Here is a 12,377-nt window from a genome sequence, read left to right as displayed (position 1 = left end):
GTACTAGAATTCTTCGTCAATTGGTGAAGAAGTACGGAAGAAACGGAAATTTCCAGTTGCTAACCTTTTTTCTGTATTTGCGGCAATACGACCATAGCATTCTGGACACGTATATGTGTGAATCGGTCGATTACGTAATTTCTTTGCTAATGGTAAATCATCATCAAGCTCGTTAATTGAATCACAAATTACACATTTGACTCGCATACAATTGCCTCCTATTAGTCAACTCGAATAGCTGCAATATTTTTAATAGGATTATCTACATTTGATCCATCTGCAAATAATAGGTGTACAGGACCGCCATCAGTAATTGGTTTGCCATCCTGACTATATTTAAAGATGATAGTATTTGCTTCTTCGATAGAAAAGGCTACTTCCTGACCATCCATTAATTCGAATACAACTTGCTTAGCATGCTCCTCGAGCTCAGCATTTTTTAGGAAATATTTAATTTCCATTCCAAATGTCCCAGTCTTCATGCCTTGGCGATCGAATTTTCTTTCTGTTTTTAAGGTCGGAGGAAATGTTGCCCCCTCCATAATTTCACGAGACCAATGTCTGCCTGTATTTAAAAGATATTTTAAATCCTCATCCTCGGTCTCTTGTTTTTCCAGGAAGAAAGTTTTTAAATCTATTCGACGATCATCAAAAATCCAAACTGTTGGATCTAGTGTGATTTTATATTTAACTGCACCTTTAACTGGTATAATACTTTCCATTGCAAAAGTCCCCCTAAATCTATATATCCATTTTAGTATAACGCTACTTATAGCAATTAATAAAGAAATATAAATCAAAAGTTACCTTTTCATATGTAGACACTTGCATTTTTACCAGCTAAAAGATAAACTTTAATAAGATAGAATAGAAGAAATTCAAATGATGGGGGCGTCCTCATGGATACGAAATCACAAGCTTCCTACCAGGAACAAGCTTTGGAATTACTGCTAATGGATGCAGATAAAATTGCACGTTTAATAAAAGTTCAAATGGATCATTTAACAATGCCATCATGTCCTTTATATGAAGAAGTATTAGATACTCAAATGTTTGGCTTATCACGTGAGATTGATTTTGCCGTAAAGCTTGGATTAATCGATCGTGAACGAGGAAAAGAAATTCTAGATACATTAGAAAAAGAACTTTCCTTGTTACATGAAGCGTATACAAACAAATAATTTAAAACTCAAACGCATTTTGGCGATTTGAGTTTTTTTTACAGATGAGCTTATCTGCAAATGGGGAAACTAAGTTTAGTAGTACTAAATGGTTTCTAACAAAGATGGGGAATTGAAAATGAGAAAATATCTAAATTATTATGTGAGGAATTTTGATTATCCTTTGTTCTTTACTTATTTGTTCTTATGTCTATTTGGACTTGTCATGATTTATAGCTCGAGTATTATGGTCAGTATCGTCAACGAGGATGGTACACCTACATACTTCTATCGAAAGCAGCTGTTGAACTTATGCATTGCGGCTTTTGCATTTATAGTAGGTGCGTTTATCCCCTATAAGCATTTCAGTAACAAAAGAATAATGCAAATATTGACTTTAATGGTTTTTGTTTTACTAGCATGGGTAAAAATTGATGGAATAGATGCTGGTGGAGCAAAAAGCTGGATTAACCCATTTGGGCTAATGAACTTCCAGCCCTCTGAATTTGCTAAACTATTTATAATCTTGTATTTTGCGGGTGCTTTTTATAGAAAAAGCTTAAACAACCCTATGGAAAACTTAGAGCCAAATAATATTGTATATCCAATAATTGTTTGGTTGATTATTATTATGTTTGTTGGGACAGAAACCGATTTAGGTGCTGTATTAATATTATCGGGTATAGCGGTAGCTGTAGTTGCAGCTAGCGGTATCCAATTTAAGAAGTTTATCAAGTTCTTCACAGTGATAATAGGATTTGGGTCAGCCCTTATTGGCCTAATCATATTAGTGAAGGGAAATGAAATCCTTACTGAAAACAGGATGGGCCGTATTAAATCATTTTTAAACCCGTTTGAATATGAAAGCGGCTCCAGTTATCAGGTGATTAATGGATATATTGCAATTGGCTCTGGCGGCCTCGAGGGGGTTGGCTTAGGTCAATCTGTTCAAAAGCTAGGCTATTTACCCGAACCTCAAACGGATTTCATCATGGCAATTATCGCTGAAGAGCTAGGGATTTTAGGAGTAATAATTGTATTAGGTGGTTTAGGATTTATCATATTTAGAGCGCTAACTATTGCTCTAAAAACTAAGGATCCACTTGCTAGAATGATAGCAGCCGGTATCGGCAGCTGGATCGCTGTTCAATCTTTTGTAAACCTTGGGGGATTATCGGGTCTTATCCCGTTAACCGGTGTTACGCTACCATTTATCAGTTATGGCGGAACATCTATATTATTATTATCTTTTGCGATGGGAATATTAGTGAATGTTTCCATGTATGTCAAGCTTGAGAAGAAGTTATAGGGGGAATCATTGTGAAAAAAATTAACAAAATTTTAGTTGCAAACCGTGGAGAAATTGCAATCCGTATTTTTCGTGCATGTAACGAATTAAAGCTTAAAACTGTTGCAATTTACTCAAGGGAAGATAGTGGTTCATATCATCGTTACAAATCGGATGAGTCCTACCTAGTTGGGGAAGGTAAAAAACCGATTGATGCTTACTTAGATATCGAAGGAATCATTGAAATCGCAAAGCAAGCAAATGTTGATGCTATTCACCCTGGATATGGCTTCTTATCAGAAAATCTTGAATTTGCTAGACGCTGTGAGGAAGAAGGAATTATCTTTATCGGTCCTACTTCCGAGCATTTAGATATGTTTGGTGACAAGGTAAAAGCAAGAGAGCAAGCGATAGCTGCAAAAATTCCTGTTATTCCAGGAACAGATGGTCCCGTTTCTAGTATCGATGAGGTAATAGAATTTGGAGAAACTCATGGCTATCCATTAATGATTAAGGCTGCACTAGGTGGTGGCGGTCGTGGTATGCGACTTGTTCATTCACAGGATGAGCTGGCTTCTAGCTATGAACGAGCAAAGTCTGAAGCAAAGGCTGCTTTTGGCTCGGACGAAGTGTATGTAGAAAAAGCAATTATTAAACCGAAGCATATTGAAGTACAAATTTTGGGAGATACTTCAGGCAATATTGTTCACCTTTACGAGCGTGATTGCTCGATTCAAAGACGTCACCAAAAGGTAGTGGAAATTGCCCCATCAAATTCAATTTCAAATGAGCTTCGAAATCGAATCTGTGATGCTGCTGTACAATTGATGAAAAATGTAGAGTACATAAATGCAGGTACTGTTGAGTTTTTAGTTTCAGGTAATGAGTTTTACTTTATTGAAGTAAACCCTAGAATTCAGGTAGAGCATACAATCACAGAAATGATTACGGGAATTGATATCGTTCATGCCCAAATTAAAATTGCTGAGGGTCATTATATTCATTCAGAGGAAATTGGTATTCCAAAACAAAGCGAAATCCCACTATTCGGTTATGCGATTCAATCACGTGTAACAACAGAGGATCCAGCAAACGATTTCATGCCAGATACTGGTAAGCTAATGGTTTACCGTTCAAGTGGTGGCTTTGGCGTACGTTTAGATGCTGGAAATGGATTCCAGGGCGCTGTAGTAACACCGTATTACGATTCTTTACTTGTTAAAATTTCAACATGGGGTATGACATTTAAAGAAGCGTCGGCGAAAATGCACCGTAATTTACGAGAATTCCGTATTCGTGGCGTTAAAACAAATATTCCATTTTTAGAAAACGTGGTACTTCACGATAACTTTATATCAGGAGTGTTTGATACTAGCTTTATCGACACGACTCCTGAATTATTTAACTTCCCTGTTCGCAAAGACAGAGGAACAAAGGTTTTAAACTACATTGGGAATGTAACGCTAAATGGATTCCCGGGCGTTGAAAAACGTTCTAAGCCGATTTTAGCTCAACCAAATAAACCGAAATTTGATTTAAAATCTGAAATCCAGCCAGGTACCAAGCAAATTTTAGATGAGCGTGGAGCAGAGGGTCTTATTTCATGGGTAAAAGAACAAAAAGAAGTATTGTTAACGGATACAACCTTCCGTGATGCGCACCAGTCATTATTAGCTACTCGTGTTCGTTCACAGGATATGTACCAAATTGCAGATTACAATGCCCGCATGCTAAATGATTTCTTCTCGTTTGAATTATGGGGAGGGGCAACATTTGATGTAGCCTACCGATTCTTAAAAGAAGATCCATGGGCCCGCCTAGAAAAATTACGTGAACAAATGCCAAACGTGCTATTCCAAATGCTTTTACGAGGAGCAAATGCAGTAGGCTATAAAAACTATCCAGATAATTTAATTCGTGAATTTATCAAAGAATCAGCCTCTTCTGGAGTCGATGTTTTCAGAATTTTCGATAGCTTAAACTGGATTAAAGGGATGGAAGTTGCGATTGATGAAGTGCGTCAAACAGGAAAAATTGCAGAAGCAGCAATTTGCTATACGGGAGACATTTTAGATGATTCTCGTGCGAAGTATTCTGTTCAGTACTATAAAGATATGGCAAAAGAATTAGAGGCTGCTGGAGCTCATATTTTAGCAATTAAAGACATGGCTGGATTACTAAAACCAGAAGCAGCTTATCGTTTGATTTCTGAATTGAAGGAAGCTACTGAACTACCAATCCATCTTCATACACATGATACTAGTGGGAACGGTATCTATACGTATGCTAAAGCAATTGAGGCTGGTGTAGATATTATTGATACAGCTCTTGGTTCAATGTCCGGCTTAACTTCTCAACCAAGTGCGAACTCATTGTATTATGCTATGAAGGGCACAAAGCGTGAAGTTCGTGCTGATATTAATGCACTTGAGGAATTATCGACTTATTGGCAGGATGTTCGTACGTTTTATAGTGACTTTGAAAGTGGCATGAATAGCCCGCATTCAGAAATTTATGTACATGAAATGCCAGGAGGACAATACAGTAATCTTCAGCAGCAAGCGAAAGCAGTAGGTTTAGGTGATCGCTGGGATGAAGTGAAGAAAATGTATGCACGAGTGAACCTATTATTCGGTGATATCGTGAAAGTAACGCCTTCTTCAAAGGTAGTTGGCGACATGGCATTATTTATGGTTCAAAATGACTTAAACGAAAACAATATTTTCGAGCGCGGTTTAACAGTTGACTTCCCAGATTCAGTTGTTGAATTATTCCAGGGATATTTAGGTCAAATTCCAGGTGGCTTCCCTCAAGAATTACAAAAGGTAATTTTAAAGGATCGTGAAGCAATTACGGTAAGACCTGGTGAGCTACTGGAGCCGGTTAACTTTGAAGCACTTGAAAAAGAGCTAACAGAAAAAATTGGTCGACCTGCTTCACACCAGGATGTATTGGCATATGCTTTATATCCTAAGGTGTTTGAAGACTATGTAACAGCGCAAAACCTATTTGGAGATATCTCGGTTTTAGATACACCTACATTCCTATATGGTCTAAAGCTTGGGGAAGAAATCGAGGTTGAAATCGAAAAAGGGAAAACTTTAATTATTAAATTGATTGAAATTGGTGAGCCACAGCATGATGGTACTCGTATTATGTACTTCGAGCTAAACGGTCAATCGCGTGAATTAGTAATCCAGGATATGACTGTAGAAGTAGATGGAAATGTATCACTAAAAGCAGATCCAAGCAATCCAAATCAAATTGGTGCAACAATGCCAGGAACAGTTCTTAAAGTTGTAGTTTCTAAAGGTAGCCCAGTAAAACGTGGAGACCACCTATTAATTACAGAAGCTATGAAAATGGAAACAACGGTTCAAGCTCCAAAGGATGGAGTAGTTAAAGAGGTACACGTAATGGCAGGAGATGCTATCTCGACTGGCGATTTACTAATTGAATTAGAATAGACAAAAAGGGCAACGGGGGGAAACTCTCGTTGCCTTTTTAGCTTGTGCTATAGAAAGAAATTAATTAATAGGTCTCGACAAGTCTTGAATGCGAAGTGGAATTTAGCGGGCTGTACGTTCATCAAAACGCTTTATCACACAAAATAAAAAGTGTAGCGAATAATCCGCTACACCTAATACTGTTTATTTTTTCTCATTATAATTGCTGCGTGACACTAGTAAAATCATATAACATAATAGACCAAACAAGCACGAGATAAATAATGAGTGAAGTAATGACACCAACAGATTAAGCTTTGTGAAAATAATGAGCATACCAGTTGTCATTTGTGCCAACAGGATAAGGAATGCTACTATCCAGCCCCAATAAATTACACGCTGGTTTTTATATTGCTTAATGGCATGAATCATAATATATGTAACCCAAATAAAAATTAAAAGTACTGCAAATCGGTGCCCCATTTGAACCCATTCATACAGATTATTTGGTAGTGCAAACGGATTTTCGTTGTTGCATAATGGCCAGTCAGTACATACTAAGCTAGATTGGGTATGACGAACTAAAGCTCCTGTATAAACAACGATATAAGAATATAATGAAACGCCTATTGTATGCCATTTTAGTTTTTTACCAACGAATACTTTATCGGCATCAAATTTGGTATCTACTTCGAATACAATCATTGCAAGTAGCAAAATACTGGCAAATGATATTAATGAGATTCCAAAGTGAAGTGCGAGGATAAAGTCACCTTGTCCCCAAAGAACTTGAGCAGCCCCGATTAATGCTTGAGCTACAAGGAAAAAAATTGCTAAAACGCCTAAAAACTTTACTTCACGAATATGTCCAAGCTTACGCCAAGTTCCAATCACTAAAGCTAAGACAAGAATTGATACAGAACCTGTAACAAAACGATGTGAGAATTCTATTAAAACTTCTTTTGTTATTTCTTTTGGAATAAGGGACCCATTACAATCTGGCCAGTTTCGACCACAGCCTAAACCGCTTTCAGTTTTTGTAACAAGGGCTCCACCAAGAAGAATAAGCAACATACCGATTGTTGTAGCCAAAGCAATCCACTTCAATAATTTACTTTGTTTTTCTTGCATATTATGTGCCACCTACTTTTTCTATCAATACGCTTATTTAGGAGAACTCGATTTATCCCAATTAGGTGAAATTCGATGTTTTCCGAACACTGTTACGGTAAAATAATAAATATTACATTCAGTGTAAAAAGCTTCTCTGCTTTTATGATGATAGCGAATAAATAGATAAAAGACAACTTGAAACAGTAGAAGGTTTCATGAAGCATAGGGGTTTTCACAAATTGTTCATAATTTCGTGCTATTACATTCACAAATCTTCCCGTAAAATGCATTACTATAGAGATGTTCATATTACATTTGGTTAACATAACCTGCTTTTTGACAAACTTCATCGAAATTTAACTTAATGTCTAGAAATCACGAACAAATTTCGATATAGTTATTGTTAGCGAAATATGCTTACAAAAATGAAAGGAATACAGATCTCCTGTTCTTAACTTGATGTGTTAGTTGTAAAAAACGAAGACGACTTGCTTTTTAAGATGAATTTCTTGCACTTATTACAAATTTTTAATTCATACTTAAGTCTCATGTTGATTTTAAAAATTGGGATTTAGGTGATTGATGAACACATTTTATAGCAGTTTGTTATCAAGGTATGAAATAAAAGAAGAAAGTCAGTTTTTCATCAACAACGAAAACGAAAAGTGAGACATTTAGATCAATTAACTTTTATGATTTGTAGGTGAGGTTTTGTTATGTCAGGCAATGCATGTTGCCAACATGTGTGACTATTTGGGGAACTAGCGAATGTCCTATTCAAAGAGGTTAAAGTAATTAGTAAGAGGGAACAGTGGTTTATTACTACTACATAACTGTTGATATTCAATAAATGTATTTAATATTTTTTATAGCATTTAGTTGTAGCATTAAGATCATAAATGCACTGAGGAATATCAAACGGGATATATACCAATGCTATTGTAGAAAAGTTGAAACCACGTAACATTACTATGGTAATATGAAGGCTGTCTATAGTGTGACTTTTATAGAAATATTTTGAACAGGCTGTATCATTTTTGGCTACACTACTGAATATGCTTGGCTAGCTCTAGACGGTTAAAAGTTTTAGCACAGAAAGAGATTCTTGAAAAACTGCTTTTTCATTTTTAAGAATATCTTGTATGTGTGTGTTTTTCATTTTGGAATTCTTCTTTGAAAAGGGATTCACATAGAACTAAAAAACCAATATCCTGGTTACACATGAAATACAACAAAGAAAGAGGGGTTAAATAAGCTATGATGAAAGGGCTTAAAAAATGGCGTCTTTTCTCGCTGTTAGCTGTAATGACAGTTTTCCTTTCTGCCTGTGGTGAAGATTATATTACAACACTTAAACCAACAGGTGCAGTGGGGAAAGAACAATTTAATTTACTATTATTCTCAATTGCAATTATGGCATTAGTAACAATAGTAGTATCAGTTCTTTATTTGTATGCTTTTATGAAGGCTCGCCGTTCTAAATTAGGCGAAGACTACATGCCAAAACAAGTAGAAGGAAGTCATACTTTAGAAGTAATTTGGACAGTAATTCCAATCGTATTACTTTTAATCCTTGCGGTTCCAACTTTAATTTCTACTTATAAACTTGCAGATGTAAGAGCAATGGATGAGGTAGATGAAGAAGGAAACAAAACTGCATTAACAGTAAATGTTACTGCAAAATTATATTGGTGGGAATTTGAATATCCAGAACAAGGTATTGTAACAGCTCAAGAACTTGTTGTTCCTACTGGTGAAAAAGTTTACTTTAACTTAAAAGCTGCTGATGTAAAACACTCATTCTGGATTCCAGCTGTCGGTGGTAAAATGGATACTAACGTTGAAAACGTTAACAAATTCTATTTACAATTTGACGAAGAATCAGAAGGTTTAGAGCAAGGCGTATTCTATGGTAAATGTGCTGAGCTTTGTGGTCCTTCACATGCTTTAATGGACTTCAAAGTTAAAGTACTTGACCGTGATGGTTTCGATAATTGGGTAGCAGCAATGCAAGCTACTGAAGGACAAACAGCTTCTGCTGATTCAGCTGACGTTGGTGAACAAACGTTTGCTAACAGCTGTTTAATGTGTCACGCAGTTTCTGGCGTAGGTACTACTGGAGCTATGGGACCAAACTTAACAACATTTGGTGATCGTAATCGTGTTGCTGGTGTACTTGAGCATACGAAAGAAAACTTAGAGCAATGGATTGATGATCCAGAAACTATTAAACCAGGTAACTTAATGACTGGTAAATATGGTGAGCTTTCTGATGAAGAAATCAGTGCAGTTGCAGATTACATCATGGGCTTGTCTATTGAAGAATAATTTGAACTAGATAGTAACACTTGAAGGAGGTTAAAGTTGTGAGCTCTGCCGCAGTTTCCAATAAAAAGGGCTTCGGAGCAACACTATGGGACTATTTAACAACTGTCGATCATAAGAAACTTGGCGTAATGTATCTATTTGCCGGTACTTTATTCTTTGCAATCGCAGGTTTTGAAGCACTTTTAATGCGTCTTCAGTTAATGATTCCAAACAGTGATTTTGTTTCAGCCGGTACTTTTAACGAATTATTAACAATGCATGGTACGACAATGCTATTCTTAGCAGCAACACCATTGCTATTTGGATTTATGAATGCTATCGTACCGTTACAGATTGGTGCACGTGACGTTGCATTCCCATTCCTGAACTCTTTAGGATTTTGGTTGTTCTTTTTAGGAGCAATCTTCTTACACTTATCATTCTTTTTAGGTGGAGCACCTGATGCTGGTTGGACAAACTATGCGTCATTAGCTATATACTCACCTGGACATGGTATTGACTTTTATGTATTAGGTTTACAAATTTCTGGTGCTGGTACGTTAATTTCAGGTATTAACTTTATCGTAACAATTATCACTATGCGTGCACCTGGTATGACATTTATGCGTATGCCATTATTTACTTGGACTTCATTAATTTCAAGTGCATTAATTTTATTCGCATTCCCTCCATTAACAGTAGGTTTATTCTTAATGTTAGTTGACCGTATGTTCGGAGCAAACTTCTTCGACCATACTATGGGTGGTAACACAGTAATTTGGGAGCATTTATTCTGGATTTTCGGTCACCCTGAAGTATATATCTTAGTTTTACCTGCATTCGGATTATTCTCTGAAATCATTCCGGTATTTGCTCGTAAACGTTTATTCGGATACTCTTCAATGGTATTCGCTACAATCTTAATCGGTTTCCTAGGATTCATGGTTTGGGCCCACCATATGTTCACAACTGGACTTGGTGCTACAGCTAATGCAATCTTTGCCGTTGCAACAATGGCTATTGCCGTTCCTACAGGTATGAAGGTATTTAACTGGATTATGACCATTTGGGGCGGTTCAGTAAAAGTAACAGTACCTATGCTATATGCATTAGGATTTATTCCATCATTCGTAGCAGGTGGGGTAACAGGTGTAATGCAGGCAGCTGCACCACTTGACTATCAATTACACGATTCATACTTTATCGTTGCTCACTTCCACTACGTAATCGTAGGTGGTATTGTTACAGCGATCTTTGGTTCAATGCACTTCTATTGGCCAATTATGTTTAACCGTGCGTTAAGCGAAAGATTAGGGGTTTGGACATTCTGGATCTTCTTTATCGGGTTCCACTGTACATTCTTCATTCAACATTTCTTAGGTTTAATGGGTATGCCACGTCGTGTATTCACTTACCAAGCAAATCAAGGATGGGATTTATTTAACTTTATCTCATCAATCGGTGCTATCTTAATGGCAATTGGTGTAATCTTATTAGTAATCAATATTATTTTGAGTGCTAAATCAAAACCATTAAATTGCCGCGACTACTGGGGAGATGGACGTTCACTTGAGTGGGCGATTAAAACTCCAGTACCATTCTATAACTTTAAACAAACACCGCTTGTACGTGGGTATGACCCATATTGGTTAGAAAAGCATGATGGTAACGAAGAAGGTATGATTTATGCAGAGCCACTTGGTGACATTCACATGCCTAACAATTCAATTTTACCTTTAATCATGTCAATCGGTACTTTTGTAGCAGCATTTGGTGCTTTATATCACCCAGATGGCGACAAACCATGGGCAATTCCAGTATTGATTCTTGGTTTAGCTATCACTGTTGGTGCTATGATAGTTCGTTCTGTGAAGGATGATCATGGTTTCCATGTACACGTTGAAGAAGTTATTGCAACTGAAGAAGAGCTTTATGGAAAAGGGGGTAACAAATAATGGAAGAAACAAAATTCACCCCACAAACTTGGCCAGATAAGCCAGAACAAGCAACAATGGAAGGGAAAAATAAATTCGTAGGAATTTGGATTTTCATTTGTAGTGATATTACGCTTTTCGCCAGTGTATTTGCTACTTACCTTTCTTTAAAAGATAAAGGTCCAGCAGGTATGGGTGCAGAATTCACTGCTGCTAACTTATTTGAGTTACCATTAGCATTTATAATGACAATGTTACTTTTAACATCATCATTAACTTCTGTTTATGCAATGTATCATTTGAAAAACCATAATTTCAAAGGCGTTCAAATCTGGATGGGTATTACTGTATTATTAGGTCTTGGATTCCTTGCTCTAGAAATTTATGAGTTCTATCACTATGTACACATTGGTTTTGGTTACACACATTCTGCGTTCTCATCTGCATTCTTTACTTTAGTAGGAACGCACGGATTGCACGTAGTAGTAGGTTTAGTTTGGATTATCTGTTTAATGGTTCGTAATGCAAGACGCGGACTAAGCTTATACAATGCTCCAAAATACTATGCTGCTGCTATCTTCTGGCACTTTATTGATGTAATTTGGGTATTCATCTTTACTGTAGTTTACTTGATGGGGGTGTTAGGATAATATGGGACACGATACACAAGTTCAAGCAAAATCAAAAAAACAGTTTGAGTATGACCGTCATCACAACGCTGTTCACATGCGTAAGCAAGTAATTAATTTTGCGATTATGATTTTCTTAACATTCTTAGCATTTGCTGTAGTAGTAGCAGATTTCTCAGCTTATTATATTAAACCTGTTATTCTGCTTTTAGCTGGTGTTCAAGTTGTATTACAATTATATTCTTTCATGCACATGGATGATAAAAAAGCAAGCCACATGGGTGTTATTTCGACATTTGTATGGTTTGGTGCGGTAATCGCATTTACGATGTTCTTAACGTTCTTAACAATCATTTGGTGGTAAGAATATAAAAACAAGTCGCTCATTTTTGAGCGGCTTGTTTTCTTGTGCGCCCGGCATGCGCATGAACTATAGGGTGTAAGTCCCGAACCCCGAAGACAGAAGTAGAGGTTAGCCAAGAGCAAGGGTGTCCGTGGCG

At 36.8% G+C, this 12,377-nt stretch carries 10 protein-coding genes; 7 read left to right on the top strand and 3 right to left on the bottom strand.

From position 1 onward, the window contains the following. Nucleotides 1–3 precede the first annotated feature (3 nt). Entirely contained in the window at nucleotides 4–207 is a 204-nt protein-coding gene (locus BJ095_RS08615; RefSeq protein WP_107934931.1) for a YlaI family protein, read from the bottom strand. A 14-nt stretch (nucleotides 208–221) separates the two neighbouring features. Next, nucleotides 222–722 carry a hypothetical protein gene (locus BJ095_RS08610; RefSeq protein ID WP_107934930.1) on the bottom strand — a complete coding sequence of 167 codons (501 nt, stop codon included), beginning with the start codon at nucleotides 720–722 and terminating at the stop codon, nucleotides 222–224. Nucleotides 723–899: 177 nt separating this feature from the next. Here BJ095_RS08610 and BJ095_RS08605 point away from each other — a divergent pair, with 177 nt between their 5' ends. The 3 genes from BJ095_RS08605 to pyc all read left to right on the top strand — a co-directional run bounded on the left by BJ095_RS08605 (nucleotide 900) and on the right by pyc (nucleotide 5,915). Next, nucleotides 900–1,181, top strand: a complete 282-nt coding sequence (locus tag BJ095_RS08605) for a YlaN family protein (RefSeq protein ID WP_107934929.1) — start codon at nucleotides 900–902, stop codon at nucleotides 1,179–1,181. 118 nt (nucleotides 1,182–1,299) lie between these two features. Beyond that, nucleotides 1,300–2,469, top strand: a complete 1,170-nt coding sequence (locus tag BJ095_RS08600; RefSeq protein ID WP_107934928.1) for an FtsW/RodA/SpoVE family cell cycle protein — start codon at nucleotides 1,300–1,302, stop codon at nucleotides 2,467–2,469. An 11-nt stretch (nucleotides 2,470–2,480) separates the two neighbouring features. Then, on the top strand, nucleotides 2,481–5,915 hold the full coding sequence (gene pyc, locus BJ095_RS08595; protein WP_107934927.1) for a pyruvate carboxylase: 3,435 nt from the start codon (nucleotides 2,481–2,483) through the stop codon (nucleotides 5,913–5,915). A gap of 183 nt (nucleotides 5,916–6,098) precedes the next feature. Here the strand turns inward: pyc and BJ095_RS08590 are convergent, their stop codons facing one another. Continuing rightward, entirely contained in the window at nucleotides 6,099–7,025 is a 927-nt protein-coding gene (locus BJ095_RS08590; RefSeq protein WP_107934926.1) for a COX15/CtaA family protein, read from the bottom strand. Nucleotides 7,026–8,264: 1,239 nt separating this feature from the next. Between BJ095_RS08590 and coxB the strand changes: the two genes are divergently transcribed. Genes coxB through BJ095_RS08570 form a run of 4 tightly spaced genes read left to right on the top strand, consistent with a single transcriptional unit; the run spans nucleotide 8,265 to nucleotide 12,241 of the window. Continuing rightward, nucleotides 8,265–9,335 carry a cytochrome c oxidase subunit II gene (coxB, locus tag BJ095_RS08585; protein WP_107934925.1) on the top strand — a complete coding sequence of 357 codons (1,071 nt, stop codon included), beginning with the start codon at nucleotides 8,265–8,267 and terminating at the stop codon, nucleotides 9,333–9,335. Nucleotides 9,336–9,373: 38 nt separating this feature from the next. After that, nucleotides 9,374–11,269, top strand: coding sequence for a cytochrome c oxidase subunit I (locus BJ095_RS08580; protein WP_107934924.1), 1,896 nt, complete (start codon nucleotides 9,374–9,376; stop codon nucleotides 11,267–11,269). Further along, nucleotides 11,269–11,898 (top strand): cytochrome (ubi)quinol oxidase subunit III, encoded by a 630-nt coding sequence (locus BJ095_RS08575; RefSeq protein WP_107934923.1) that lies wholly within the window; start codon nucleotides 11,269–11,271, stop codon nucleotides 11,896–11,898. Before BJ095_RS08580 ends, BJ095_RS08575 begins: the two co-directional genes overlap by 1 nt. A 1-nt stretch (nucleotide 11,899) precedes the next feature. Continuing rightward, complete coding sequence (locus BJ095_RS08570) at nucleotides 11,900–12,241, top strand: cytochrome C oxidase subunit IV family protein (protein ID WP_107934922.1); 342 nt, start codon at nucleotides 11,900–11,902, stop codon at nucleotides 12,239–12,241. Nucleotides 12,242–12,377 lie beyond the last annotated feature (136 nt).

The organism is Ureibacillus chungkukjangi (assembly GCF_003217295.1).
Lineage (GTDB): Bacteria > Bacillota > Bacilli > Bacillales_A > Planococcaceae > Ureibacillus > Ureibacillus chungkukjangi.
The sequence above is the reverse complement of the archived record's forward strand: the minus strand, read 5'-3'. Positions and strand labels throughout refer to the sequence as shown.